Genomic DNA, 25,003 nt, shown 5'->3' with positions numbered 1-25,003 from the left:
GATGAGCGAAACCAAAGTGGTACGTACGCTGACCGGTACTGTAGTCAGCGACAAGATGGATAAGACTGTGACCGTGTTGGTCGAGCGCAAGGTAAAGCACCCGATCTACGGCAAGATTATCCGTCGTTCGAAGAAGTTCCACGCACACGACGAGAACAACGAGTTCAAGGCTGGCGACGTAGTTGTAATCAGCGAGTCCCGCCCGCTCTCGAAGACCAAGTCGTGGGTGGTAACTGCCCTGGTTGAGAAATCTCGCCAGGTATAAGACTTGCAGAGGGCGAAAGTCCTCTGTATAATGGCCAACTTCCCGTCCATCTTGGGCGGGAATTCTGCCCTTACGGGGTCCAAAACTGGCCGTTTGATACGCCACAGTTATGTGGCGTTTCGTCTGTATGGTCCTGCTCTTTTGCGGGAAACCGGCAGGTGAAAGTGACGGCATAAGTTGGATTAGAAAGGTAATCATCAAATGATCCAAATGCAGACCATGCTTGAGGTCGCTGACAACACCGGTGCGCGTCACGTTATGTGCATCAAGGTGCTGGGCGGTTCCAAGCGTCGCTATGCAAGCGTTGGCGACATTATCAAGGTGAGCATCAAGGATGCAGCTCCGCGCGGTCGCGTCAAGAAGGGCGACGTGTACAACGCAGTGGTTGTACGCACCGCGAAGGGCGTTCGTCGTCCGGACGGCTCTTTGATCAAGTTCGATAGCAATGCCGCCGTTCTGCTCAACAATAAGCTTGAGCCGATTGGCACTCGTATCTTCGGGCCCGTTACGCGTGAACTGCGTAGCGAACGCTTCATGAAGATCGTGTCGCTTGCTCCTGAAGTGCTGTAAGGAGAACGCATGCGCAAGATTCGCAAGGGTGATGAAGTCGTAGTAATCACCGGCAAAGACAAGGGTAAGCGCGGCACCGTTCTGCGTGTCCTGGAAAGCAAGCTGGTTGTTGAAGGCGTTAACGTCGCCAAGAAACACCAGAAGCCGAACCCGGTACGTGGCGTGGCTGGTGGCATCGTCGAAAAGACCATGCCGATCGATGCATCCAACGTCGCTATTTTCAACCCGGCTAGCCAAAAGGCTGATCGCGTAGGCTTCAAGACTCTTGAAGACGGCCGCAAGGTGCGCGTATTCAAGTCCAGTGGCGAAGTCATCGGTGCGTAAGGAATAACGACATGGCACGTTTCTACGATCTCTACAAAGACAGCGTAGTGCCGGAACTGATGAAACAGTTCGGCTACAAGTCGATCATGGAAGTCCCGCGCATCGAGAAGATCACCGTGAACATGGGTGTTGGTGAGGCTGTTGCCGATAAAAAGGTAATGGAATTCGCCGTGGGCGACATGGAGAAAATCGCTGGCCAAAAGCCTGTGGTGACCACCGCTCGCAAATCCATCGCCGGCTTCAAAATCCGTGATTTCTATCCGATCGGTTGCAAGGTTACCCTGCGCCGTGAACGCATGTACGAATTCCTGGACCGCCTGGTAACCATCGCGTTGCCGCGTGTTCGCGACTTCCGTGGTGTTTCCGCCAAGTCCTTCGACGGTCGCGGCAACTACAACATGGGCGTCAAGGAACAGATCATCTTCCCGGAAATCGAGTACGACAAGATCGATGCTCTGCGTGGTATGAACATTACCATCACCACCACGGCGAAGACTGACGAAGAGGCCCGCGCTCTGCTGGCTGCGTTCAAGTTCCCGTTCAAGGGTTAAGCAAATGGCAAAACTTGCACTGATCAAGCGTGAAGAAAAGCGCGCCAAAACGGCTCAGAAGTTTGCAGCCAAGCGCGAAGCCCTGATCGCTACCATCAACAATCAAAGCCTGTCGGAAGAAGAGCGCTTCGCTGCACGTCTGCAATTGCAGCAGCTGCCGCGTAACGCTTCCCCGGTACGCCAGCGTCGTCGCTGCGCCATTACCGGTCGTCCGCGTGGCGTGTTCCGTAAATTTGGTCTGGGCCGCAGCAAGCTCCGTGAAATCGCCATGAAGGGCGAGATTCCGGGTGTTGTTAAGGCCAGCTGGTAATAGGAGACACATAAATGAGCATGCACGATCCTATTTCCGACATGTTGACCCGCATCCGCAACGGCCAACGCGCTTCCAAGGTGGCAGTTTCCATGCCGTCTTCCAAGCTGAAGGTTGCGCTGGCGCAGGTGCTCAAGGACGAAGGCTACATCGAAGATTTCGCCGTTGCCGGCGAAGAGAAGAAGCCCGTTCTCGATATCCAACTCAAGTACTATGCCGGTCGTCCGGTGATCGAGCGCATTGACCGCGTTTCGCGTCCTGGCCTGCGCGTGTACAAGGGTTCCACCGAAATCCCGAAGGTTATGAATGGTCTGGGTGTGGCGATTCTCTCCACTTCCAAGGGCATCATGACTGATCGCAAAGCACGCGCTGCCGGTATCGGTGGTGAACTGCTCTGCGTCGTGGCATAAGGGGGTCAAATGTCTCGCGTAGCTAAGAATCCCGTAGTCATCCCGGCTGGCGTAGAAGTCAAGTTCGGTGCTGCAGAAGTGACTGTCAAGGGCGCCAATGGCTCCCTGAGCACCGCTTTGTGCGATGACGTAGAAATCAAGCTGGACAATGGTCAGCTGACTTTCGCGGCTAAGAATGACAGCAAGTTTGCTCGTGCCATGTCCGGCACCCTGCGCGCCTTGCTGAACAACATGGTGACTGGTGTTTCCAAGGGCTTCGAAAAGAAGCTGCAGCTGGTTGGCGTGGGTTACCGCGCTCAGGCTCAAGGCGACATCCTGAACCTCTCTCTCGGTTTCTCGCACCCGGTTGCTCACCCGATGCCGGCCGGCATCAAGGTTGAAACCCCGACCCAGACCGAAATTCTGGTAAAGGGCGCCAACAAGCAACTCGTTGGTCAGGTCGCTGCTGAAATCCGCGCTTACCGTTCCCCGGAGCCCTACAAGGGCAAGGGCGTTCGTTACGCTGATGAAGTGGTGGTTCTGAAAGAAACCAAGAAGAAGTAACTGAGGCTCTGACATGGACAAGAAACAAGCTCGACTCCGCCGTGCACGCAAAACCCGTGCTCGGATTGCGGAGCTCAAGATGGTGCGCCTCTCTGTGCATCGCACCAATGGCCACATTTACGCCCAGATCATTGATGAAACTGGCAGCAAGGTACTGGCAAGCGCTTCCACTCTGGAAGCCGAAGTACGCAGCGAAGTTTCCAATGGCGGCAACGTGGCTGCAGCAGCTGTTGTCGGTAAGCGTATCGCTGAAAAAGCCAAGGCAGCCGGTGTGGAAACTGTGGCATTTGACCGTTCCGGTTTCAAATACCATGGCCGCATGAAGGCCTTGGCAGACGCAGCCCGTGAACACGGTCTGGTATTCTAATTCGGAGTGAAGAATGGCTAAACACGAAATGGAAGATCGTGGCGACGGTCTGGTCGAGAAAATGATCAGCGTCAACCGCGTGACCAAGGTGGTTAAAGGTGGCCGTATCATGGCCTTCTCCGCCTTGACCGTGGTAGGTGATGGCGATGGCGGCATCGGTATGGGCAAGGGTCGTTCCAAGGAAGTCCCGGTTGCCGTGCAGAAGGCAATGGAACAGGCCCGTCGCAACCTGGTCAAGATCCCGCTGAAAAACGGTACTTTGCATCACACCGTTACCGGCAAGCACGGTGCTACCACCGTGTTCATCCAGCCGGCCAAGGACGGTACTGGTGTGAAGGCGGGCGGCCCGATGCGCGCGATCTTCGACGCGATGGGCGTACACAATGTGTCGGCCAAGATCCATGGCTCCACGAACCCGTACAACGTGGTTCGCGCGACCCTGGACGGCCTGAACAAGATCTGCACCGCTTCCCAGGTTGCCGCCAAGCGCGGTCTGACCGTGGAAGAGATTCTGGGGGTTGATCATGAGTAACGCCAAGACTGTCAAGGTCACTCTGGTAAAGAGCCTGATCGGTCGTCTGGAATCTCACAAAGCCTGCGCCCGCGGCCTGGGTCTGAAGAAGATTCGTCAGACTGTTGAAGTGCTCGATACCCCTGAAAACCGTGGCATGATCAACAAGATCAGCTACCTGATCAAATTCGAGGGCTAAGAGATGCTGCTGAACACCATCCAACCGGGTGACGGCGCCAAGCATGCCAAACGTCGCGTAGGTCGCGGCATTGGCAGCGGTCTGGGCAAGACCGCCGGCCGTGGTCACAAGGGTCAGAAAAGCCGTGCAGGCGGTTTCCACAAGGTAGGCTTCGAAGGCGGTCAAATGCCGCTGCAACGTCGTCTGCCGAAGCGCGGCTTCAAGTCTTTGACTGCCCGTTTCAACGCGGAGATTCGTCTGTCTGAACTGAACGCTCTGCCGGTCGAAGAGATCGATCTGCTGGCGCTCAAGCAAGCTGGTCTGGTACACGCCCAGGCGCTGGTCGCCAAGGTTGTCCTGTCCGGCAAGATCGAGCGTGCAGTGAAGCTGCGTGGTATTGCAGCTACCGCTGGTGCTCGTGCCGCCATCGAAGCTGCCGGCGGCAGTATTGAATAAGGCGCACTTACGTGTCGAATACTTCTCTAGTCGCAAATGCCAACAAGTTTGGTGATTTGAAGCGCCGTATCCTGTTTTTGATTGGCGCCTTGATTGTGTACCGTATCGGAGCTCATATTCCGGTGCCCGGTATCAACCCTGCCGAGCTAGCGAAGTTGTTCCACACATCGCAGACGGGCCTGCTCGACATGTTTAACATGTTTTCGGGCGGTGCCCTCTCGAGATTTACGGTTTTTGCCTTGGGCATCATGCCGTATATCTCTGCTTCCATCATTCTTCAGCTTGCTTCCGAAGTTCTGCCGAACCTCAAGCAGCTGAAGAAGGAAGGCGATGCTGGACGTCGTAAGATAACCCAGTACACACGCTACGCCACCGTACTACTGGCAACTTTCCAAAGTTTCAGTATTGCGGTGATGCTGTTTAAGCAGCCTAACCTGGTAGTGACTGCCCAGTGGGAGTTTTACCTGACAACCGTGGTGAGTCTCGTCACCGGCACCATGTTCCTCATGTGGCTCGGCGAGCAAATCACCGAGCGTGGTATCGGCAACGGTATCTCGCTGATCATCTGCGCGGGTATCGCGTCTGGTGTTCCGGCCGCCATCGGCAAAACTCTGACGCTGACCAGTCAAGGCTCGCTGCCTATCCTGTTTACTATCGTGTTGTTTGTCGGCGTTGCCCTGATGACCTACATGGTTGTGTTCGCTGAACGCGGCCAGCGTAAAGTTCTCGTCAACTACGCCAAGCGGCAGGTTGGTAACCGCGTCATGCAGGGCCAGAGCACGCATATGCCGCTCAAGCTCAACATGGCGGGGGTGATTCCGCCGATCTTCGCATCCAGCATCATCTTGTTCCCGGCCACCATTCTTGGTTGGTTGGGCAATAATGAGAGCCTGGGTTGGTTGAAGGGAGTAGCTGACAAGCTGCACCCGGGTCAGCCGATCTATGTCCTGCTGTATGCGACTGCCATCATCTTCTTCTGCTATTTCTACACGGCTCTTGTTTTCAATCCGAAAGAGACGGCAGACAACCTGAAGAAGAGCGGCGCCTTCATCCCGGGAATTCGTCCAGGTGAACAGACTTCGCGTTATATCGAGAAGATCATTCTGCGGCTGACGCTTATCGGTGCGATCTACATCACACTGGTCTGCCTGCTTCCTGAATTCCTTATCCTGAAGTGGAATGTTCCATTCTATTTCGGTGGTACTTCGCTACTGATTATCGTAGTCGTTACCATGGATTTCATGGCTCAGGTTCAGTCCTACGTGCTGTCGCATCAATATGAGAGCTTGCTCAAGAAGGCTAACTTCAAAGGCAATGCCCTCACCCGCTGACGCACGAGTTCTCGCTGGGTTATTTGGCTAAGGAAGATACCATCCAGATGCAGGGCGAGATCCTTGAAGCGCGGCCCCACGCTGTGTTTCAGGTCAAGCTTGAGAATGGACACGTCGTTCTCGGTCACATTTCAGGAATGATGCGGATGCATTACATCCGCATCCTACCTGGCAGGGTTGCTGCGAGTGCGACTCGTTGCAACCTGACCCGAGCTCGGATCGTGTTCCGTGCGCAATAACGCACTCGCTCTTTTGTAACGAAAGGAACTGACATGCGAGTACAGCCTTCGGTAAAGAAAATTTGCCGTAACTGCAAAATCATCCGCCGCAACCGCGTTGTACGCGTGATCTGCACGGATCCCCGTCACAAGCAGAAACAGGGCTAACATTTGTTAGACCTCGCTTTGCGTGTTACAATCGCAAACTTTTCAAGGTCTTAAGGCTTAAGGAAAGAGTATGGCCCGTATTGCAGGGGTAAATATCCCCAATCACGCGCATGCCGTCATCGGCCTGCAGGCAATTTTTGGCATTGGTCAGACCCGCGCTCAGCAAATCTGCGCTGCAGCCAGCGTCAATCCGTCCACCAAGGTGAAGGATCTGACCGACGCTGAAATGGAGACTCTGCGTGAAGAAGTGGCGAAGTTCACCGTTGAAGGTGACCTGCGTCGCGAAATCACCATGAGCATCAAGCGTCTGATGGACATGGGCTGCTATCGCGGTCTTCGCCATCGTCGCGGCTTGCCGTGCCGCGGTCAGCGCACTCGCACCAATGCTCGTACCCGCAAGGGTCCGCGCAAGGCGATCGCCGGCAAGAAGTAAATTTAAGGAACACAGATAATGGCTAAAGCAAACACAGCTGTCCGTGTACGCAAAAAAGTGCGCAAGTCTGTTAGCGAAGGCATCGTGCACGTGCACGCTTCGTTCAACAACACCATCATTACGATCACCGACCGTCAAGGCAATGCATTGTCTTGGGCTACCTCTGGCGGCGCTGGTTTCAAGGGCTCGCGCAAGAGTACACCCTTTGCCGCTCAGGTAGCTGCAGAGCACGCTGGTAAAGTTGCCCAAGAATACGGTGTGAAGAACCTCGAAGTTCGCATCAAGGGCCCGGGTCCGGGTCGTGAATCCGCTGTTCGCGCTCTCAACGCGCTGGGTTTCAAAATCACCAGCATCTCCGACGTGACGCCGGTACCGCACAACGGTTGCCGTCCGCCCAAAAAACGTCGTATTTAATTCGGAGAGTGTGAGAACATGGCACGTTATATCGGCCCGAAATGTAAGCTCGCTCGTCGTGAAGGCACCGACCTTTTCTTGAAGAGCGCGCGTCGCGCACTTGATTCCAAGTGCAAACTGGACAGCGCCCCCGGCCAGCATGGCGCCCGTAAGGGTCGTCTGTCCGACTATGGCGTTCAACTGCGTGAAAAGCAGAAGATCCGCCGCATCTATGGTGTTCTCGAGCGCCAGTTCCGTGGTTATTTCGCTGAGGCGGCCCGTCGCAAGGGTTCCACAGGCGAAAACCTGCTGAAGCTGCTCGAGTCCCGCCTGGACAACGTTGTATATCGCATGGGCTTTGGCTCCACTCGTGCTGAAGCACGTCAGTTGGTTAGCCACAAGGCTATCGTTGTGAACGGCCAGGTTGTCAACATTCCGTCGTTCCAGGTTAAATCCGGCGACGTGGTGTCTGTCCGCGAAAAAGCCAAGAAACAGGCCCGTATCGTTGAAGGTCTGGCTCTGGCCGAGCAAGGCGGCTTCCCGTCTTGGGTGTCTGTTGACTCCAAGAAAATGGAAGGCGTTTTCAAGTCTGCTCCGGAACGTTCCGAACTGTCTGGCGATATCAACGAACAGCTCGTTGTGGAATTCTACTCCAAGTAATCGCTAGCTCTTAGGGAATGACTATGCAAAACAGCGCTTCGGAATTTCTGAAACCTCGTCTGATCGACGTGCAGCCGGTCTCCGCGACCCATGCACGCGTATCGATGGAGCCGTTTGAGCGCGGGTATGCCCACACGCTGGGCAATGCTCTGCGTCGCATCCTGCTCTCCTCGATGCCGGGCTTTGCTCCTACCGAAGTGACTATCGCTGGCGTTCTGCATGAGTACTCCGCCCTTGATGGCGTGCGCGAGGATGTCGTTGACATTCTGCTCAACCTCAAGGGTGTAGTGCTTAAGCTGCATGGTCGTGACAGCGTTGTGCTGACCTTGAAAAAGGATGGCGAAGGCGCTGTTCTGGCTAGCGATATCGAATTGCCTCACGACGTTGAGATCATCAATCCGGAACACGTGATTGCTCATCTCTCCGCCGGCGGTAAGATCGACATGGAGATCAAGGTTGAGAAGGGCCGCGGCTACCAGCCGGTGTCCGTTCGCACCAATCATGATGAAAACCGTTCCATCGGTACCATTCAACTGGATGCTTCCTTCTCGCCGGTTCGCCGCGTGAGCTTCGCTGTGGAAAGCGCTCGTGTTGAGCAACGTACCGACCTCGATCGTCTGGTTCTCGATATCGAAACCAATGGCGTTATCGAGCCGGAACAGGCCGTGCGCAATGCCGCACGCATCCTGATGGACCAGCTCTCGATCTTTGCTGATCTCCAGGGCACTGCGGTTGAAGAAGTCGTTGAAAAGGCGCCGCCGATCGATCCGATCCTGCTGCGTCCGGTAGACGACCTTGAACTGACGGTTCGTTCGGCCAACTGCCTTAAAGCAGAGAACATTTACTACATCGGCGATCTGATCCAGCGCACCGAAACCGAGCTTCTGAAGACTCCGAACCTCGGTCGCAAGTCGCTTAACGAGATCAAAGAAGTTCTCGCTTCCAAGGGCCTGACTCTCGGCATGAAGCTTGAGAACTGGCCTCCGGCTGGTCTGGAAAAGCCGTAAGTTTGAGACTAAAGGACATTAACAAATGCGTCATCGTTACAGTAATCGTAAACTGAACCGCACGACCAGCCATCGTCTGGCGATGCTGCGCAACATGGCCAACTCGCTGCTGAAGCACGAAGTAATCGTGACTACGCTGCCGAAGGCCAAGGAACTGCGTCGTGTGGCAGAGCCGCTGATCACTCTCGGCAAAAAGCCGTCCCTCGCCAACCGTCGTCTGGCGTTCGACCGCACTCGCGACCGCGATATCGTGGTTAAACTCTTTGACGTACTGGGTCAACGCTACGCTGCCCGCAATGGCGGTTACGTTCGCATCCTGAAGTACGGTTTCCGTAAGGGCGACAACGCTCCTCTGGCTCTGGTTGAGCTGGTGGACCGCCCGGAAGATGCCGTCGCCGTTGAAGACATCGCTGACTAATCCCAGTCGATGAATGGAAAAAGCCAGCGCAAGCTGGCTTTTTCTTTTGGGGCCGCCTGCGCATTGCTGCGTGGCGGCCTTGTTGCGCCAGACTCTGGCCAGATTTGCGCCGCCGATTTGGGCAGAGCGCAGGCAACACCCTGCCTTAGTCAGGTGCTACTCAAAACCATAGCGCGATTCAAGCACTTCGAATTCGTCGCCCACCTGCACCAGCCCTTCATTTCTGGCAACCAGATTGACGCCGAAGCAGATGCCTTCTGGCAATTGTCGCGTCCTGATCAGGGTGCGCATGGGTTCGTTATCGTTGGCGAATTGACCGTTCTCCGGGTTGACTGTTGTCAGCTGGCACCGTGTGCAGGGTTTGGCAACGTCGAAAATCAGTTCTCCGATGCGCACGACCAGCCAGTCGTCCTCCTCATACGGAGCTTCAGCATCCACGACAAAGTTGGGTCTGAAGTGCCGCGTCGTGACCGGACTGGCCAGCTCTGCATTCAAGGCATTGAGGGAGGCGTGATTGACCAGTAGGAAGGGGTAACCATCGGCAAAGGATAGCGCTTGGCCGCTGCCTTTGAAGGCGCGGGTTGATTTCATGCCCAGCCAAAGCAGTTGGCAAGGTGTGCCGATGGTTTCACTGAGCCAGGCGTCTACTGCCGTATCGCCATGATAAGCGGTGAATTCGTCCTTCCATACCGCAGTGGCGACAGCATGCTTGTACACCTGTGTCATGGCCATGATAGGGTTGCGCCCCTGTGCCTTGAGCAACATGCCCCCGGGGATGAGGTCCATTTCGATGCGCACCATTCCCGGGTAGTCGCGTGCCGTAAGAAAACGTCCATCCGGTGTGGTAACCAGCCACTCTCTGTCATGCAGCAGTCCTTGCATGGCGGCATAGGCGCTGGCGTACTCGATGCCGCGGCCTGATTTCATCGGATGAACAAACATCTGAGTGAGGCGCATGGGGTCTCCCTGGGAATTAGGTGGCGGGAAAAGGGTATGATCAGCCAGGCGACGCTTCGCGGGCAAGGAATTCCCACAATCGGTCATTGTTGGCAAAGGCGACATTGAAGCGCATCCATTGACTGTCGTCGCCATAGGGACGGAACAAACGTCCCGGTGCAAGCAGGATGTCGTGTTTCAAGGCGGTTTCTGCCAGTTTTCGCGTATCCAGCTCTTGTGGCGCTCTGGCAGACAGGAAAAGTCCGTTGTCGGGCCGTGTAAACAATTGCCAGCCGAGCCCTTGTAATGCCTGGGCTACGCTATATTGCGCTTCGGCCAACCTTGAGCGCAGGCGTTCGACCTGTTTGCGGTAGCGGCCCTCGCCCAGCAGTTCCAGCACCATTCTCTCGTTCAATTCCGGCGTGGTCAGCCCGGACATCATTTTGTAGCGCAGCAGCCTTTCCACCATGTCGTCAGGGCAGGCGATGAAGCCTACTCGCAGGCCGGGAGACAGGGTCTTGGAAAAACTGTCGATGTAGATGACCCGTTGCAAGCCGTCCAGCGCGGCCAGGGTGGGTTGGCGGCCTTGAGTGAAGTCGCCGGAGACATTGTCCTCCACCAGCAGCAGTTCATGCGTTTCGGCCAACTTGAGCACCTGATGCGCGGTGGAAACCGAATAGCTGGCACCGGTCGGGTTTTGCAGCCAGGGGTTGGTAAAGAACGCGCGCGGGCTGTGTTGGCGCAGCAGGGCTGACAATTGGGCGATATCCGGGCCCTGCTCGGTCCACGGCACACCAATGATATTGAAGCCGCGAAAGGCGAGGCAGGACAGCAGATTGCAGTAGCCCGGATCGTCCACCAGTACGGTATCGCCGGGCTTGAGCAGCGCGCAGGCCACCATGTCCAGCGCCTTGCTGGCGCCCTGGGTGAGCAGAATGCGGCCATCGTCCACTGGCAAGCCTTTTTCCGCCAGATGATGGGAGAGCTGACGCCGCAGGGCGGGGTAGCCTTTGGGGTCGCCGTAGCGCAGGTTCATATCGCCGTGACGCGCCACGGTACGCAAGGCTTTCTGATGCGATTCGATGTCGTACCACGCTGGCGGCAGCCAGCCGCAACCGGCCTGGATGCCACGGTCGGAGTGTTCGTAGACATTGCGCAGCAGCCAGTGATCATCCACCGGCAGGTCTTCCAGCTGGGCTGAGGCTCTGGCGTCCTGTTTGCGGCTGCGGCTCTGAACATAAAAGCCGCTGCCGGGACGGGAAAACAGATAGCCCTGCGACAGCAGCCGGTCATAAGCCTCCACAACGGTAAATGGACTGACGCTGTTTTCGCTGGCGAATCGGCGAATGGAAGGAATGCGCACGCCGGGACGCCATTGTCCGCTTTCTATTGCGCGACTGACCGCCGCAACAATGCTTTCCACAAGTGTTTGGCCAGGTTGTGGCGTGATGCCGAGATTTGCCATGCCGAGGATTCGTACCGAGTTGAAAAAGTGTGGATGCTTGCGCAGTGTCGCTGTTTACAAAGCAGGCCTCACGTGGCTGTACAGGCTATTACCTAGCCATATGGTCAGTGCTGTCATGCTCTACCACAAGAGCCGCCACGTCGGGGTGGGGCCAACGCTTACCCTCACAATCCACAGCGCGCGTCGACAAAAATATCATGAACACGGGGTAATGGAGGAGTTGATCATGCGGTCACTGCAAGTGGGGCTGATTGTCTTTATCGCCCTATTGTCGGTGATGACGGGTTTTGTCATCACGGCGTTGGTTTACTGCCAGATGCGCGGCGAGACAGTGCGCGGCGTTGATCGAAAGTTCACTAGCACCTCGCAAGGGTAGGCCGGCATTGTGCGAGGCCAGTACAAGAGCAAGCTCGCCATCGTTTTGGCCGCCTGCCCGGCAGTGGCGACGCCGGACGCCGCGTCGACGTTGGCGGACTTGTCTGGCGCCGCCCCCAATATGCGGCAGACCTTCTCTCGTCTCCATCTGTAAACGCGAGCAATGTGGATACCCAACCCGGTCATAGCCGGCTTTTCTTTTGCCGTAACAGAATGCCGGCTAACTGTATTGGTGAAACGGCCAGTACGGATCGTGCAAATAAGCTGAAACTGTACCTGTAATTGTATTGGTGCGATGTCTAAATTGTTAAACAACCGGCACGCCCCAGTGCCAACAGGAGGAAACAATGACTCAGCTGAACATGGATGCATTCTGGATGCCGTTTACGGCCAACCGCAACTTCAAGCAATCGCCGCGCATGCTGGTGAGCGCCGACGGCATGTACTACACCGACGACGCCGGCCGCCAGATTCTGGATGGCACTGCCGGCCTGTGGTGCGTCAACGCCGGCCACAACCGCAAGCCCATTGTTGAGGCGGTGCAGAAGCAAATTGCGACGCTGGACTACGCGCCGCCTTTCCAGCTGGGTCATCCCAAGGCATTCGAGGCTGCCGAACGCCTGGCCGCCATGGCGCCCAAGGGCCTGAACAAGGTGTTCTTCGTCAACTCTGGTTCCGAGGCGGCGGATACTGCGCTGAAGATGGCCGTAGCCTATCACCGCGTGCGCGGCGATGCGGCGCGCGTCAAGCTGGTGGGACGCGAGCGCGGTTACCACGGTGTGAACTTCGGCGGCATCTCGGTGGGCGGCATTGCCGGCAACCGCAAGCTGTTCCCGGTATCGCTGCCGGCAGTGGATCACCTCCGCAGCACTCACGATCTGAAGCGCAATGCGTTCACGCGCGGCGAGCCGGAATTTGGCGCGGAATTCGCCGATGAGCTGGAATCGCGCATCATTACCCTGCACGATCCTTCCACCATCGCCGCCGTGATTGTCGAACCGATGGCGGGTTCCACCGGCGTGCTGATTCCGCCGAAGGGCTATCTCAAGCGCCTGCGCGAGATTTGCGACAAATACGGCATTCTGCTGATTTTCGACGAAGTGATCACCGGCTTCGGCCGCTTGGGTGCCGACTGGGCAGCCAACAAGTTTGACGTGCAGCCGGACATCATCACCTGCGCCAAGGGCCTGTCCAACGGCGTGGTGCCGATGGGCGCGCTGCTGGTGAAGCCGGAGATTCACGATGTCTTCATGGCCGCCGCCGGTGATCGCATGATCGAATTTCCGCATGGCTACACCTACTCGGCCCACCCGCTGGCTTGCGCTGCCTCCATCGCCACGCTGGACGTGTATGAGCAGGATGGCTTGTTTGAACGCGCCGGGGCATTGTCCGGGCTGTTTGAAGAGAAGGCGCATCAGCTCAAGGGCGCCAAACACGTCAAGGACATCCGCAACCTGGGCCTGGTGGCGGGCATCGAGCTGGAAAGCCGTCCGGGCGCGCCGGCGCAACGCGGGTTTGATGTCTTCCTCAAGTGTTGGGAACAGGGCGTGCTGGTGCGCGTCACCGGCGACATCCTCGCCGTGTCCCCGCCGCTGATCATCACCGAGGCGGAAATCGACCGCCTGTTCTCCACCATCGGCGACGCTCTGCAAGCCACCGAATAAGCGCTGCTGACAAAACCCCTGATCCTGCGTTGCGCCTGCGACGGCGCGCCATGGATCAGGGTCACCGAGAAGCTCTAAACCGACTGCCCGACCCACTTGGGTCAGGCAAGCAACAGACATCAAGAGAAACGACAGGACTACCCGACATGACGACGATTGCCCACTTTATCGGCGGCGAGCGCTACGAAGGCCAGAGCGGCCGCTTTGGCGATGTGTACAACCCGGCGCTGGGCGCCGTGGTGGCCAAGGTGCCGCTGGCCAGCGTGGATGAAGTCAACGCTGCCGTAGCCAACGCCCGCCGCGCCTTCCCGGCCTGGTCCGAAACCTCGCCGCTCAAGCGCGCCCGCGTGATGTTCAAGTTCAAGGACCTGCTGGAACAAAACCAGCGCAAGCTGGCGGAGATCATCTCCGAAGAACACGGCAAGGTGGTGTCAGACGCCATGGGCGAAGTCACCCGTGGTCTGGAGGTGGTGGAATTCGCCTGCGGCATCCCGCAACTGTTGAAGGGCGAATTCACCGAGCAAGTGGGCACCGGCATCGACGCCCACACCATCCGCCAGCCGCTGGGCGTGGTGGCCGGCATCACCCCGTTCAACTTCCCGGCCATGGTGCCGATGTGGATGTTCCCGGTGGCCATCGCCTGCGGCAATTGTTTCGTGCTCAAGCCTTCCGAGCGCGACCCGTCGGCCGCCATGTTCATTGCTGATCTGCTCAAGCAGGCTGGCCTGCCGGATGGCGTGTTCAACGTGCTGCACGGCGACAAGCTGGCGGTGGACACCCTGCTGACCCACCCGGACATCGCCGCGGTGAGCTTTGTCGGCTCCACCCCCATCGCCCAGTACATCTACGAAACCGGCGCCCGTCACGGCAAGCGCGTGCAAGCCTTGGGCGGCGCCAAGAACCACATGGTGGTGATGCCGGACGCCGACCTGGACGGCACGGTGGAAGCACTGATCGGCGCAGGCTACGGTTCTGCCGGCGAGCGCTGCATGGCCATCTCCGTGGCGGTGGCGGTGGGCGACGTGGCCGACAAGCTGGTGGCCAAGTTGGCCGAACGCGCCCGCTCGCTGAAGATAGGCGTGGGGGGCGACGCCGAGGCGGAAATGGGCCCGCTGGTGACGCGCCAGCATCTGGAAAAGGTGAGCGGCTACGTGGACAAGGGTGTGGCGGAAGGCGCGCAGCTGGTGCTGGATGGCCGCGGCTATCGCCACCCCGGCCATGAGAACGGCTTCTTCCTCGGCCCCTGCCTGTTTGACCACGTCACGCCGGACATGACCATCTATAAGGAAGAGATCTTCGGCCCGGTACTGGCCATCGTGCGTGTGCCGGACTTCGACAGCGCGGTGAACCTGATCAACGCGCATCAATTTGCTAACGGCACGGCTATTTTCACCCGCTCCGGCGGCGCGGCGCGCGAGTTCTCGCACCGTATTCAGGTGGGCATGGTGGGCATCAATGTGCCGATTCCGGTGCCGATGGCCTTCCACAGCTTTGGCGGCTGGAAAGCCTCGTTGTTTGGCGACCATCACATGCACGGCCCTGAAGGCGTGCGCTTTTACACTCGCATGAAGGCCATCACCACGCGCTGGCCGGAAAAGCTGACCGCAGAATTCGTCATGCCGACGATGAAATGATGTGACCCAGAGGCATGGGGCATGCATCAGCCCCATCATCTCCTTTGACCCGGCCTTGTGCCGGGTTTTTTTATGGTTTGGACAGTCGGGCTGTTTGACCTTGCTCATGGGCTAGCCACGGTGATGCCGTTATCGTATTGGCCGCGAAATGCTTGGCAATCGTTGGGGAAAACCATGGTTTCTTCTAGCAAGTAGCACCGCTAGAATGGGGGAAAACGTAATAAAAACTCAAAACAACTAGCCGATGGGACAGGAGAAGACTGATGAGAGAGCAATCCGGCATGACGCTGCGACAGCGTTTGATTGGCTGGCTGGTGCTGGTGGCGGTGTTGTTGGTTGGCCTGAGCGGCTTGGCCTTGTACAACCAGCGCAGCAGCATGCTGCAAGACAGACAGGACAAAACCCGCAATCTGGTAGAGAGCGCGGTGGGCATTGTCGCCATGTACGAGGAGATGGCGGCCAGCGGCAAATTGCCGGAGGCGCAGGCCAAGCAACTGGCGGCGGCCACGCTCGGCGCCCAGCATTACGACGGCAAAGAGTATTTCTTCACGCTGGACAGCAACTGGGTGTATGTCGCTCATGGGGCCAAGGCGGCCATGATAGGCAAGGACCTGAACGGTATGAAAACCCCGGACGGCGTGATGTTGGCGGACCTGTTCAAACAGGTGGTGCAGACTGGCGGCGGCAAGGGGTTTGCCCAGTACGTGTGGGACAAGCCAGGTTTCGATCAGCCGCAGCCGAAAATCTCCTATCTCATGACCACGCCGCGTTGGCATTGGGTGGTGGGTACCGGCATCTATCTTGACGATGTCGGGGTGGCGGTGCGTCAGCAGTTGCTGATTACGGTGGCCGAGGTAGCGGCGGTGCTGGCTGTACTGCTGGGCGCCGGTATTGTGCTGCTGCGCAGTGTGATGGGGCAGTTGGGCGCAGACCCGGGCGATACGGTGAAGGTAGTGAGCCGCATCGCGGATGGGCATCTGACTGAAAACGTAGCATTGGCCGAAGGCGACAGCAGTAGCCTGATGGCCGCCGTGGCTACCATGCAGCAGCACTTGAAGGAATTGGTGCGCGAGATTGCCTCTGAAGCGCAGCGCCTGTCGGAAATGAGTTCCGCCGTAGCAAGACGCAGCGATACGGTGGAAGCGGCTTCGGACGAGCAAAGCCAGGCGGCTTCTTCGATGGCGGCTTCCATTGAGGAGCTTACGGTCAGCATCAACCACATCTCCAGCCATGCCAAGGATGCGCGCGACTTGTCGCAGGAGTCGGGCAAGCTGTCGCGCGAAGGCGGCGAAGTCATTGCCCGCGCGGTGGAGGAGATGCACCGCATCAACGAGTCGGTGGATCAGGCGGCGGTGACCATCGCCGAGCTGGCCGGCAAGACGCAGACCATCTCATCCATCATGCAGGTGATTAAGGACATTGCCGATCAGACCAATTTGCTGGCGCTGAACGCGGCCATTGAAGCGGCGCGCGCCGGCGAGATGGGGCGCGGTTTTGCCGTCGTGGCGGACGAAGTGCGCAAGTTGTCCGAGCGCACGGGGCAGGCCACGCAGGAAATCGCCGGCATGATCGACGATATCCAGCGCAGCTCCGCTGCTTCGCACGACAATATGAGCGAAGCGGTCGGCCGGGTGAAAACGGGACTGGAGCTGGCGGTGCAGGGCGGCGAGGCCATCGCCCGCATCCGCGATAGCGCCAGCGGCGTGGTGACGGTAGTGAACGAAATTTCACAAGCACTGAATGAGCAGGGCTCCGCCAGTACCGCCATTGCGCAGAACGTGGAACAGATTGCCCGCAGCGCTACCCAGAATGCGGAGGAGTCTTCCAACACCTCGCGCGATGTGCAGGCCATGCATAAGTTGGCCGATGACTTGCGCAGGCTGGTGTCCCGCTTCCATGTCTGACGCATTTTGAGGTGTGCGAGAAAGGAAAAGCCGCTACGGGTAGCGGCTTCTGGCGGCTGACAAAGTCATTGGATGAAGTGGCACAGGGCCCGGCAATGCCGGGCCTTTCGATTTGACTCGCGCGGCCGACAAATGTCTGATGGGTGTTGGGCAACCCGCCGTGTTTGCGCCGGCGTGTCTTGCCTTTGCCGTCACCCTGATTTGTATTAGCCGCTTTTATTGATTCCGCAGCCTTCCCCCCGATTTCCCCCGTCTTTGCCCTGCATGGGAGTCTCGCTATCTGCCCGGAATGCGAGAAGGAGGAGGCAAGCAGGATTCAGCCTACGGTTGCCGCCCGGCGGCGTTGCCACTGACCCAGGCCCATGGCCAGCAGCGTCAACAGCAGGCAGCCGATGATCACTGGCTGATTACCCACGCGCATATAGGGCGTCATGCCGGTGCGGCCCTGCACCAGGCCTTGCAGCACTTGCTGGGTATCCGGCGCGGCAATGGCAGCGATTTCCCCATCGTGACGGATGATGGCGGTCATGCCGGTGTTGGTGGCGCGCAGCATGGTGCGGCCGGTTTCCAGCGCGCGCGCCTGCGACAGCTGCAGGTGCTGGCTCATGGCCACGCTCTTGCCGAACCAGGCCAGGTTGCTGACATTGGCCAGCAAGGTGGCGTGGGCGGCCGGGCCGATCAGCTCTTCGCCAAAGCTGTCTTCATAGCAGATGTTGAAGGCAATCTGCTGGCCGGCCAGTGTCAGCGGGCGCTGGTTGGCGCCGCCGCGACTGAAGCCGGACATCGGCATGTTCATGTACTGGTAGATCCAGCCGATCAGGCCCGGCAGCGGGACGAATTCGCCAAAAGGCACCAGATGGTCTTTGGCATAAAAGGGCTGCTTCGGATCGGTAATGGCTACCACGGCATTGAGGTAGCCGCGGCCGTCGCTGGTGCGGCGCGCAATGCCCGTGGCAACCGCCATATTGTTGCGCGCGGCGTCGCCGGTCAGCATGGTGAGATAGCCCGATGGCAGGTCGTCCAGAAACACCGGCAGGGCTGTTTCGGGCAGGATCATCAAATCGGCGTGGGTGGTGGCCACCTGCTGATAATAGGTGCGCAGGGTCTGCTCGAAGGTGGCCGGGTCCCATTTGATGGCTTGCGGAATATCGCCCTGACCCAGCGCCACCGAAACCGGCTTGCCCACCGGGGTGGTCCATTCCAGGCTTTGCAGCCAGTAACCGTTGCCCCACAAGGCCGCCAGTCCGGCCAGCAGCGCAATGCGCGAACGCATGCCGCTGCGGGCCAGCAGCGCCAGCGCGCCGGCGCTGAGCGCCACCAGCCAGCTGACCAGATGCACGCCGCCCACCGGGATGTAGCCGGAGAGCGGGCTCTCCGTGACCTGAGAATAACCGGCGGCTCCCCAAGGGAAGCCGGTCATTACCCAGCCGCGCAGCCATTCGCCCAGCTCCCACAGCGCGGGGAAGGCGATCAGCCAGCGCACCCAGGGGCGCACGTCCATGCGGACGCTCAGCCAGCAGGCCAGCCCCGGGTAAACGGCGAGGTAGGCCGGCAGCAACAGCACCATGGGCGCGGCTAGCCAGGCCGGCATGCCGGCCACATCGTGCAGGCTGATGTAGATCCAGTTGAAGTTGCTGGCGTAGGCGGACACGCCGAACACATAGCCTACCAGAAACGCGCGTTTGGGCAGGCGCTCGGTCAGTTCGGCCAGCATGGCCAGCGCCAGCGGCATGATCCAGAACAGCCGCCACGGGGCAAAGGCGTATAAGGTGAGTGCGCCGGCCGCGGCGGCGCCCAGCAGAATCAGGAAGGTGCGCATGCTCAGTCTTGCGGGGCGGGTTCCGCGGCTTCGGCCAACCTTTCCACCAGCAATGTTTGCAGGCGGCGGCTGTCGGCGCGCAATACGGTGAAGCGCAAGGTGCCGGAGGTGACGGTTTCGCCGCGCTTGGGCAGGTGGCCGGTGAGGGAGATCACCAGCCCGCCGACGGTGTCTACGTCGTCAAGGTCGAAGTCGGTGTTGAAGTATTCGTTGAAATCGGCCACTTCGGTCAGGGCGTTGACGCGATAGCGCTGGCCGCGTACCGGCACGATGTTGTTTTCGTCTTCGTCGAAGTCGTATTCGTCTTCGATTTCGCCGACGATCTGCTCGATCACGTCCTCGATGGTGACGAGGCCGGACACGCCGCCGTATTCGTCCACCACAATGGCCATGTGGTTGCGATTGGAGCGGAACTCGCGGAGCAGCACGTCAAGCGGCTTGGATTCCGGCACGAACACGCTCTGGCGCAGCGTGGCGCGCAGATCGAAGGTTTTGGGGGCATGGAAGTAGTGCAGCAAATCCTTGGCCAGCAGAATGCCCAGCACGTCGTCCTTGTTGTCGCCGATGACGGGGAAGCGCGAGTGGCCAGTGCGCACCACATCGGGCAGCAGCTTTTCGATGGGGTCGTCGATGCGGAGCACGTCCATCTGGCTGCGGGGAATCATCACGTCGCGGGCGGTGAGGTCGCTGACCTCGAGCACGCCTTCAATCATGGCCAGCGCGTCGGCGTCCAGAAGATTGCGTTCAAAGGCGGAGTGCAACAGGGCAAGCAGTTCCTCACGGTCTTCCGGCTCGCGCAGGAGCATGGCCGAGAGGCGTTCCAACAGGCTGGGCTTGTGTTTACTGGGGTCTTCCATGGGGTTTAGTGTTTTTCCTCGAGGTACGGGTCCGGGTATCCTAACTGCGCAAGAATGACAGTTTCAAGCGCTTCCATGATTTCGGCTTCTTCGTCGACTTCATGATCATAGCCTTGCAGGTGCAGCATGCCGTGCACCAGCAGGTGGGCGTAATGCGCGTCCAGCGGCTTGTTCTGCTCGGCGGCTTCTTTTTCCACCACCGGCGCGCACAGTACCAGGTCGCCGATCAGCGGCAGCCCGGGCACAAAATCGCCTTCATTCAGCGCGAAGGACAGCACGTTGGTCGCGTAGTCCTTGCCGCGATAGTCGTGGTTGAGTTGGCGACCCTCTTCGGCATCCACCATCACCAGGCTGATCTGGGCGTGACGCACTCCCGGGCGCAAGGCGGCCTGACAGCAGCGGCGCAGCAGCGCCGGCGCGGGCAGCAGTGCGGATTCGCTGCGTTCGTCCAGCGTCAGTTCGAGTCTTTCGGCCAACCTTTGCAGGACCGGATTACGCTTTGCTTTTTTCATCTTGGCTCAATTGGTACTGATCGTAGGCATCGACGATTTTCTGCACCAGCGGGTGGCGCACCACGTCGTCGCTCTGGAAATGATGGAAATGGATGCCACGCACGGTATTGAGGATGCGTTCCACTTCAACGAGACCGCTTTTCTGGTGGCGGGCCAGGTCGATCTGGGTGACGTCGCCGGTAATCACCGCGCGCGAGCCGAAGCCGATGCGGGTGAGGAACATCTTCATTTGTTCCGGCGTGGTGTTTTGCGCCTCGTCCAGAATGATGAAGGCGCTGTTGAGCGTGCGGCCGCGCATGTAGGCCAGCGGGGCGATCTCGATCAGGTTCTTCTCAAACAGGCGGGTAACGCGGTCAAAACCCATCAGGTCGTACAGCGCGTCGTAGAGCGGGCGCAGGTAGGGGTCCACTTTCTGCGCCAGATCACCGGGTAGAAAACCCAACTTTTCGCCGGCCTCCACTGCGGGGCGCACCAGTACGATGCGCTTGATGGCGTCGCGTTCCATGGCGTCCACCGCGCAGGCCACCGCCAGATAAGTCTTGCCGGTGCCGGCGGGGCCGATGCCGAAGGTGATGTCGTGTTGCTGGATGGCCTTGATGTACTGGCTCTGGCGCGGGGTGCGGCCGCGCAGGTCGCCGCGACGCGTCATCAGCACCGTGGCGTCGTCGGCGGGCTCGTTGTCTGGGCCGCGACGGCGGGCTTCCACCAGTTCCAGTTGCACGTCGTCGATGGAAATATCCTGCTTTTCCGCCAGCAGATACAGGCGGGTCAGGCTGTGAACCGCGTTTTGCGCCTGCTCGCCCTTCACTTTGAAGTGTTCGCCGCGACGCTGGATCACCACCTCCAGCGCGGTTTCAATCTGTTTGAGGTTTTCGTCCAGCGGGCCGCACAGGCGGGCCAGGCGGTCGTTGTCGACCGGGTTGAAGCTGAGTTGGTCGTTTTGCAAGAGTCAGGAACTCCGGGCGGGACCAGCTGCCGGCTCGCGCCACGGGGCGAGTGCCTCGACAGTCATGGTCGGGATGAATTCGGTGATGTCGTAGCGGGCCACGCCGGCCTGGCTGAAGGGGTCTTCGGCCAACCTTGCCTGCAGATCGGCGCGCGGGCCCACGGCGATGATCACGCCGCCGGTGCGCGGCTCTTTGCGGCCGGAAGCCAGAAACGCGCCGTCGGCATACGCCTTGCGCAGCCAGACCACGTGGCGGTCCAGCAGGGCGTCAACGACGTCCAGCGGGGCGGTGTAGTGCAAAGAGACGATGAACATGGCGCGGTTCCGTACGATGGAAAACCAAACCCTACGCCCGGCGGAGCCGGGCGTACAGAGGATCAGGCGTTTTCCGTGGTCGGCACCTCGCCGGCCAGCGAGTGGGGGAAGGCCTTGGTGATGCGGATATCAATCATCTGGTTCAGCAGCCGCGGGTGGCCGACGAAGTTGACCACGCGGTTGTTGGCGGTGCGGGCGGCCAGCATGTTGGGATCTTTTTTCGACACGCTCTCCACCAGCACGCGTTGCACACTGCCCACCATGCTCTGGTTGATGGCAAAGCCTTTGGCTTCGATCACTTCGTTCAGGGCTTCCAGGCGGCGCACCTTTTCCGCATGCGGGGTATCGTCCGGCAGGTTGGCGGCCGGGGTGCCGGGGCGCGGGCTGTAAATGAAGACGAAACTGAAGTCGAGCTCCAGATCCTTCACCAGTTTCAGCGTTTGCTGGAAATCCGCCTCGGTTTCGCCGGGGAAGCCGACGATGAAGTCGGAAGACAGGCAAAGATCGGGTCGCAGCGCGCGCAGCTTGCGGATGATGGATTTGTACTCCAGCCCGGTGTAGCCGCGTTTCATGGCGGTCAGCACGCGGTCGCAGCCGCTTTGCACCGGCAGGTGCAGGTGCGAAACCAGCTTGGGCAGTTTGCCGTAGCAGTCGATGATGCGCTGGGTGAACTCGCGCGGATGACTGGTGGTGAAGCGCAGGCGCTCCACGCCGGGAATCTCGTGCACGTATTCCAGCAGCAGGGCGAAGTCGGCGATCTCGCCGTCGGCCATCAGGCCGCGATAGGCGTTGACGTTCTGGCCCAGCAGAGTGATTTCCTTCACGCCCTGCTGCGCCAGACCGGCGATTTCGGTCAGTACGTCTTCAAACGGGCGCGATACTTCTTCGCCTCGGGTGTAGGGCACCACGCAGAAGGAGCAGTACTTGGAACAGCCTTCCATGATGGAGACGAAGGCCGAGCCGCCCTCCACTTTGGCGGGCGGAATGTGGTCGAATTTTTCGATCTCGGGAAAGGAAATGTCCACTTGCGCGGTGCCGCTGGCTTGACGGCCGCGGATCAACTCCGGCAGGCGGTGCAGGGTTTGCGGGCCGAACACCACGTCCACATAAGGCGCGCGCTTGACGATGGTGTCGCCTTCTTGGCTCGCCACGCAGCCGCCCACACCGATGATGAGGTTGGGGTTGGCTTCTTTCAGTGGACGGATGCGGCCCAGATCCGAAAACACCTTTTCCTGCGCCTTTTCGCGCACGCTGCAGGTGTTGAACAGGATAACGTCGGCTTCTTCCGGATTGTCCGTCTTGATCATGCCTTCGGCGTCGCCCAGAACGTCGACCATCTTGTCAGAGTCGTATTCGTTCATCTGGCAGCCGAAGGTCTTGATGTATACCTTCTTCATTGCTACGTGATGTTCCGCTTATTGGGTTGAGTCCTGTTCCTGCAAGGCTTGCAGGCGGGCGATTTCTTCGTCGGTGAGCACCCACACGCGATTGACGTTGCCTTGCATGTCCAGCGTGATGCCCACGTTCTGCCCCACCAGCGTGGGCAATTGCCCGGCCAGCAGGAAACGGTGGTTGGTGTCGAAGATGCGCAGTCCCGGGGCCACGGTGTAGGTCTGCCCGTTGTCGATGAGCAAGGCCACGACAGACCGCAGCAGCGAGCTATTGCTCTTGCTGAAGGTGACGACGTTGCCGTCCACGCTGCGGATGGTGCCGGCCATGATATTGGCGGGCAGCAAGCGATTCACGGCCGCGGCGGGCAGTGACAGCAGGGCGACGAAGAGGGCGAGGACGAGTGTTTTCATAATCAAATGAATGTGTTGCCGCATTCTAGCACAGCCCGGCAGGGCGTGCAGGCCGCAAGCGGGGCCGCGACGGTTGCGCGGAATGTGCACGTTGCCGCTACAACTGTGACCCGTTTTGCAGCGCAATAAAGGAAATTCCGGTAGGGCAAGTGTGGCAAAGCAGCCAAAAAGCCGGTGCTTGTAGTTGAAATCTTACAGCGAATTGATTTTCCGCTTCCCCCCTGTTTGAGGCTCTGCTATAAGATGCCGGCTAAACCGCTGATTACGTTTTAGCTTGGCGTAATCGATTGATTTTCACTGGTGCGACGCAGCATGACCCGCGCGGCCGAGATGGTCGGCGGCAGCGTCGCGCCACCTGCAAGGCAGACGGACGGCATGACCCGTGTACTGGTGGTAGGCAGCATCAATATGGACTTGGTGGTGGAGGCGGACAGCTTCCCGCGCCAGGGTGAGACCCTGTTCGGCAAACGTTTCGCCACCTACCCGGGCGGCAAGGGCGCCAATCAGGCAGTGGCCGCCGCGCGGCTGGGCGCGCAAGTGCGCCTGATCGGCTGCGTGGGGCGCGACGGTTTCGGCGACGAGCTGGTGGCCGGGTTGACAAAAGAAGGCGTGGATACGCGTTGGGTAGGTCGCGGCGAGGCCGCCACGGGCATGGCCAGCATCACCTTGAGCGGCGGCGACAACGCCATCATGGTCGTGCCGGGGGCCAACCACGAGCTGCTGCCGGCGCATCTGGACGCCGCCGAGCAGGCCTTTGCCGAGGCCGATGTGGTGCTGGCGCAGCTGGAAGTGCCGCTGGCTGCCGTGATGCGCGCCGCCGAACTTGCCGCACGCTTCGGCAAACCCTTTATTCTGAATCCCGCGCCGGCGCAGGCCTTGCCGGCCGAGCTGCTGGCGCTCGCCACCCTGCTCACACCCAATCAGCACGAACTGGCGGTCAGCCTTGATAGCCAGGAAGATTGGCGCGTCTTGCTGCCGCGCCGCCCAGCCGGGGTGGTGATGACGCATGGCAAGGACGGTGCCTGGTTCGCCGACGCCGAGGGCGGGCTGCAACATCAGCCAGGCTTTGTCGTGGATGCGGTGGACAGCACGGGCGCCGGCGACACCTTCAACGGCGCGCTGGCCACCTTCCTGCATCTGGGCCTGGCGGAGGCGGTGCGCCGCGCCAACGCCGCCGGCGCGCTGTCGGTGACCCGAGCCGGCGCGCAGGGCGGCATGCCCACCTTGCAGCAACTGAACACTTTGCTTGGAGACGCGGCATGAAGAAGCTGGGACACCTCAACCGCGACATCGCCCGCATCCTGGCCGGCATGGGCCATACCGACAGCATTGTCATTGCTGACTGCGGCCTGCCGATTCCGCCCGGCGTGGAGTGCATTGATCTCTCCATCGCGCTGGGCACACCGTCTTTTGCCGACACGCTGGCCAGCGTGCTGGCTGATTTCCAGTGCGAGCGCGCGGTGTTTGCCGAAGAGTGCCGCCAGCATAATCCGGCCGTCCAGCAACTGGCTGAACGGTTGGCCGGCGCTGGCGCGACGCTCGACTGGGTGAGCCACGAGAGCTTCAAGCAACGTTGCGCTGCGGCGCGGGCGGTGATTCGCACCGGCGAATGCACGCCCTACGCCAATGTGATTCTGCACTCCGGCGTGATTTTCTGAGGG

The 25,003-nt window shown here is 59.5% G+C and carries 34 protein-coding genes; 25 read left to right on the top strand and 9 right to left on the bottom strand.

The genetic code is table 11. The features are described from left to right. The first annotated feature begins 1 nt into the window (after position 1). The 19 genes from rpsQ (at position 2) to rplQ (ending at position 9,113) form a co-directional block, all read left to right on the top strand. A complete protein-coding gene (rpsQ, locus tag Q0P52_RS00240; RefSeq protein WP_293813612.1) occupies positions 2 to 265 on the top strand; it encodes a 30S ribosomal protein S17 in 264 nt (87 codons plus the stop codon). Between the two features lie 201 nt (positions 266 to 466). Beyond that, the gene (rplN, locus tag Q0P52_RS00235) at positions 467 to 835 is read left to right on the top strand and encodes a 50S ribosomal protein L14 (protein ID WP_293813611.1); all 369 of its coding nucleotides are present in this window, start codon (positions 467 to 469) and stop codon (positions 833 to 835) included. A 9-nt stretch (positions 836 to 844) separates the two neighbouring features. After that, entirely contained in the window at positions 845 to 1,159 is a 315-nt protein-coding gene (rplX, locus tag Q0P52_RS00230; RefSeq protein ID WP_293813610.1) for a 50S ribosomal protein L24, read from the top strand. Between the two features lie 11 nt (positions 1,160 to 1,170). Next, positions 1,171 to 1,710, top strand: a complete 540-nt coding sequence (gene rplE, locus Q0P52_RS00225; protein WP_293813609.1) for a 50S ribosomal protein L5 — start codon at positions 1,171 to 1,173, stop codon at positions 1,708 to 1,710. A 4-nt stretch (positions 1,711 to 1,714) separates the two neighbouring features. Further along, on the top strand, positions 1,715 to 2,020 hold the full coding sequence (gene rpsN, locus Q0P52_RS00220; protein ID WP_293766721.1) for a 30S ribosomal protein S14: 306 nt from the start codon (positions 1,715 to 1,717) through the stop codon (positions 2,018 to 2,020). A gap of 14 nt (positions 2,021 to 2,034) precedes the next feature. Next, the gene (gene rpsH, locus Q0P52_RS00215; RefSeq protein WP_293766719.1) at positions 2,035 to 2,430 is read left to right on the top strand and encodes a 30S ribosomal protein S8; all 396 of its coding nucleotides are present in this window, start codon (positions 2,035 to 2,037) and stop codon (positions 2,428 to 2,430) included. A 9-nt stretch (positions 2,431 to 2,439) separates the two neighbouring features. Next, the gene (gene rplF / locus Q0P52_RS00210; protein WP_293766717.1) at positions 2,440 to 2,973 is read left to right on the top strand and encodes a 50S ribosomal protein L6; all 534 of its coding nucleotides are present in this window, start codon (positions 2,440 to 2,442) and stop codon (positions 2,971 to 2,973) included. Positions 2,974 to 2,986: 13 nt separating this feature from the next. Then, positions 2,987 to 3,340 carry a 50S ribosomal protein L18 gene (gene rplR / locus Q0P52_RS00205; RefSeq protein WP_293766715.1) on the top strand — a complete coding sequence of 118 codons (354 nt, stop codon included), beginning with the start codon at positions 2,987 to 2,989 and terminating at the stop codon, positions 3,338 to 3,340. A 13-nt stretch (positions 3,341 to 3,353) separates the two neighbouring features. Then, positions 3,354 to 3,872 (top strand): 30S ribosomal protein S5, encoded by a 519-nt coding sequence (gene rpsE / locus Q0P52_RS00200; protein ID WP_293766713.1) that lies wholly within the window; start codon positions 3,354 to 3,356, stop codon positions 3,870 to 3,872. Continuing rightward, a complete protein-coding gene (rpmD, locus tag Q0P52_RS00195) occupies positions 3,865 to 4,050 on the top strand; it encodes a 50S ribosomal protein L30 (protein ID WP_293766711.1) in 186 nt (61 codons plus the stop codon). Before rpsE ends, rpmD begins: the two co-directional genes overlap by 8 nt. 3 nt (positions 4,051 to 4,053) lie before the next feature. Beyond that, positions 4,054 to 4,485: a 50S ribosomal protein L15 gene (gene rplO, locus Q0P52_RS00190; protein ID WP_293766709.1), complete on the top strand. Its 432-nt coding sequence runs from the start codon at positions 4,054 to 4,056 to the stop codon at positions 4,483 to 4,485. Positions 4,486 to 4,496: 11 nt separating this feature from the next. Further along, complete coding sequence (secY, locus tag Q0P52_RS00185) at positions 4,497 to 5,816, top strand: preprotein translocase subunit SecY (RefSeq protein WP_293766707.1); 1,320 nt, start codon at positions 4,497 to 4,499, stop codon at positions 5,814 to 5,816. Positions 5,817 to 5,839: 23 nt separating this feature from the next. Beyond that, on the top strand, positions 5,840 to 6,055 hold the full coding sequence (gene infA, locus Q0P52_RS00180) for a translation initiation factor IF-1 (protein ID WP_293766705.1): 216 nt from the start codon (positions 5,840 to 5,842) through the stop codon (positions 6,053 to 6,055). Between the two features lie 33 nt (positions 6,056 to 6,088). Next, positions 6,089 to 6,202, top strand: coding sequence for a 50S ribosomal protein L36 (gene rpmJ, locus Q0P52_RS00175; protein WP_011137711.1), 114 nt, complete (start codon positions 6,089 to 6,091; stop codon positions 6,200 to 6,202). A gap of 70 nt (positions 6,203 to 6,272) precedes the next feature. Next, on the top strand, positions 6,273 to 6,635 hold the full coding sequence (gene rpsM / locus Q0P52_RS00170) for a 30S ribosomal protein S13 (RefSeq protein WP_293766688.1): 363 nt from the start codon (positions 6,273 to 6,275) through the stop codon (positions 6,633 to 6,635). Between the two features lie 18 nt (positions 6,636 to 6,653). Next, on the top strand, positions 6,654 to 7,049 hold the full coding sequence (gene rpsK / locus Q0P52_RS00165; RefSeq protein WP_008955659.1) for a 30S ribosomal protein S11: 396 nt from the start codon (positions 6,654 to 6,656) through the stop codon (positions 7,047 to 7,049). 18 nt (positions 7,050 to 7,067) lie between these two features. After that, positions 7,068 to 7,688: a 30S ribosomal protein S4 gene (gene rpsD / locus Q0P52_RS00160; RefSeq protein ID WP_293766683.1), complete on the top strand. Its 621-nt coding sequence runs from the start codon at positions 7,068 to 7,070 to the stop codon at positions 7,686 to 7,688. A gap of 23 nt (positions 7,689 to 7,711) precedes the next feature. Continuing rightward, positions 7,712 to 8,695 (top strand): DNA-directed RNA polymerase subunit alpha, encoded by a 984-nt coding sequence (gene rpoA, locus Q0P52_RS00155; RefSeq protein WP_293813608.1) that lies wholly within the window; start codon positions 7,712 to 7,714, stop codon positions 8,693 to 8,695. Positions 8,696 to 8,720: 25 nt separating this feature from the next. After that, a complete protein-coding gene (gene rplQ / locus Q0P52_RS00150) occupies positions 8,721 to 9,113 on the top strand; it encodes a 50S ribosomal protein L17 (RefSeq protein ID WP_293766679.1) in 393 nt (130 codons plus the stop codon). A gap of 156 nt (positions 9,114 to 9,269) precedes the next feature. Here the strand turns inward: rplQ and Q0P52_RS00145 are convergent, their stop codons facing one another. Together Q0P52_RS00145 and Q0P52_RS00140 are read right to left on the bottom strand one after the other, a co-directional pair. Further along, positions 9,270 to 10,070 carry an MOSC N-terminal beta barrel domain-containing protein gene (locus Q0P52_RS00145; RefSeq protein ID WP_293766677.1) on the bottom strand — a complete coding sequence of 267 codons (801 nt, stop codon included), beginning with the start codon at positions 10,068 to 10,070 and terminating at the stop codon, positions 9,270 to 9,272. Between the two features lie 40 nt (positions 10,071 to 10,110). Beyond that, positions 10,111 to 11,514 carry a PLP-dependent aminotransferase family protein gene (locus Q0P52_RS00140; protein WP_293813607.1) on the bottom strand — a complete coding sequence of 468 codons (1,404 nt, stop codon included), beginning with the start codon at positions 11,512 to 11,514 and terminating at the stop codon, positions 10,111 to 10,113. A gap of 226 nt (positions 11,515 to 11,740) precedes the next feature. Between Q0P52_RS00140 and Q0P52_RS00135 the strand changes: the two genes are divergently transcribed. The 4 genes from Q0P52_RS00135 to Q0P52_RS00120 all read left to right on the top strand — a co-directional run bounded on the left by Q0P52_RS00135 (position 11,741) and on the right by Q0P52_RS00120 (position 17,091). Next, on the top strand, positions 11,741 to 11,890 hold the full coding sequence (locus tag Q0P52_RS00135) for a hypothetical protein (RefSeq protein ID WP_293766673.1): 150 nt from the start codon (positions 11,741 to 11,743) through the stop codon (positions 11,888 to 11,890). 346 nt (positions 11,891 to 12,236) lie between these two features. Further along, positions 12,237 to 13,553, top strand: a complete 1,317-nt coding sequence (locus Q0P52_RS00130; protein WP_293766671.1) for an aspartate aminotransferase family protein — start codon at positions 12,237 to 12,239, stop codon at positions 13,551 to 13,553. A gap of 146 nt (positions 13,554 to 13,699) precedes the next feature. Continuing rightward, a complete protein-coding gene (locus Q0P52_RS00125) occupies positions 13,700 to 15,187 on the top strand; it encodes a CoA-acylating methylmalonate-semialdehyde dehydrogenase (RefSeq protein WP_293813606.1) in 1,488 nt (495 codons plus the stop codon). A gap of 263 nt (positions 15,188 to 15,450) precedes the next feature. Beyond that, positions 15,451 to 17,091, top strand: coding sequence for a methyl-accepting chemotaxis protein (locus Q0P52_RS00120; protein WP_293766666.1), 1,641 nt, complete (start codon positions 15,451 to 15,453; stop codon positions 17,089 to 17,091). A gap of 316 nt (positions 17,092 to 17,407) precedes the next feature. Here Q0P52_RS00120 and lnt read toward each other — a convergent pair whose 3' ends face one another. The 7 genes from lnt to Q0P52_RS00085 form a co-directional block, all read right to left on the bottom strand. Further along, a complete protein-coding gene (lnt, locus tag Q0P52_RS00115; protein ID WP_293766663.1) occupies positions 17,408 to 18,910 on the bottom strand; it encodes an apolipoprotein N-acyltransferase in 1,503 nt (500 codons plus the stop codon). Positions 18,911 to 18,912: 2 nt separating this feature from the next. Further along, a complete protein-coding gene (locus tag Q0P52_RS00110) occupies positions 18,913 to 19,767 on the bottom strand; it encodes a transporter associated domain-containing protein (protein WP_293813605.1) in 855 nt (284 codons plus the stop codon). 5 nt (positions 19,768 to 19,772) lie between these two features. Continuing rightward, positions 19,773 to 20,279: an rRNA maturation RNase YbeY gene (ybeY, locus tag Q0P52_RS00105; protein ID WP_293766301.1), complete on the bottom strand. Its 507-nt coding sequence runs from the start codon at positions 20,277 to 20,279 to the stop codon at positions 19,773 to 19,775. Further along, a complete protein-coding gene (locus Q0P52_RS00100; protein WP_293766300.1) occupies positions 20,260 to 21,225 on the bottom strand; it encodes a PhoH family protein in 966 nt (321 codons plus the stop codon). The genes ybeY and Q0P52_RS00100 overlap by 20 nt, the downstream gene beginning before the upstream one ends. 3 nt (positions 21,226 to 21,228) lie before the next feature. After that, positions 21,229 to 21,540, bottom strand: a complete 312-nt coding sequence (locus Q0P52_RS00095) for a YciI family protein (RefSeq protein WP_293766299.1) — start codon at positions 21,538 to 21,540, stop codon at positions 21,229 to 21,231. Between the two features lie 62 nt (positions 21,541 to 21,602). Then, the gene (miaB, locus tag Q0P52_RS00090) at positions 21,603 to 22,937 is read right to left on the bottom strand and encodes a tRNA (N6-isopentenyl adenosine(37)-C2)-methylthiotransferase MiaB (protein ID WP_293766298.1); all 1,335 of its coding nucleotides are present in this window, start codon (positions 22,935 to 22,937) and stop codon (positions 21,603 to 21,605) included. An 18-nt stretch (positions 22,938 to 22,955) separates the two neighbouring features. Continuing rightward, positions 22,956 to 23,342 (bottom strand): hypothetical protein, encoded by a 387-nt coding sequence (locus tag Q0P52_RS00085; protein WP_293766297.1) that lies wholly within the window; start codon positions 23,340 to 23,342, stop codon positions 22,956 to 22,958. A 375-nt stretch (positions 23,343 to 23,717) separates the two neighbouring features. Here Q0P52_RS00085 and rbsK point away from each other — a divergent pair, with 375 nt between their 5' ends. After that, positions 23,718 to 24,605 (top strand): ribokinase, encoded by an 888-nt coding sequence (gene rbsK / locus Q0P52_RS00080; RefSeq protein ID WP_293766296.1) that lies wholly within the window; start codon positions 23,718 to 23,720, stop codon positions 24,603 to 24,605. Then, a complete protein-coding gene (rbsD, locus tag Q0P52_RS00075; RefSeq protein ID WP_293766295.1) occupies positions 24,602 to 25,000 on the top strand; it encodes a D-ribose pyranase in 399 nt (132 codons plus the stop codon). The genes rbsK and rbsD overlap by 4 nt, the downstream gene beginning before the upstream one ends. Positions 25,001 to 25,003 lie beyond the last annotated feature (3 nt).

Origin of the sequence: uncultured Aquitalea sp. (genome assembly GCF_945957525.1) — a bacterium.
Taxonomy (GTDB): domain Bacteria; phylum Pseudomonadota; class Gammaproteobacteria; order Burkholderiales; family Chromobacteriaceae; genus Aquitalea.
Note: the sequence above shows the minus strand (reverse complement) of the source record. Positions and strands in the feature narration are given on the sequence as shown.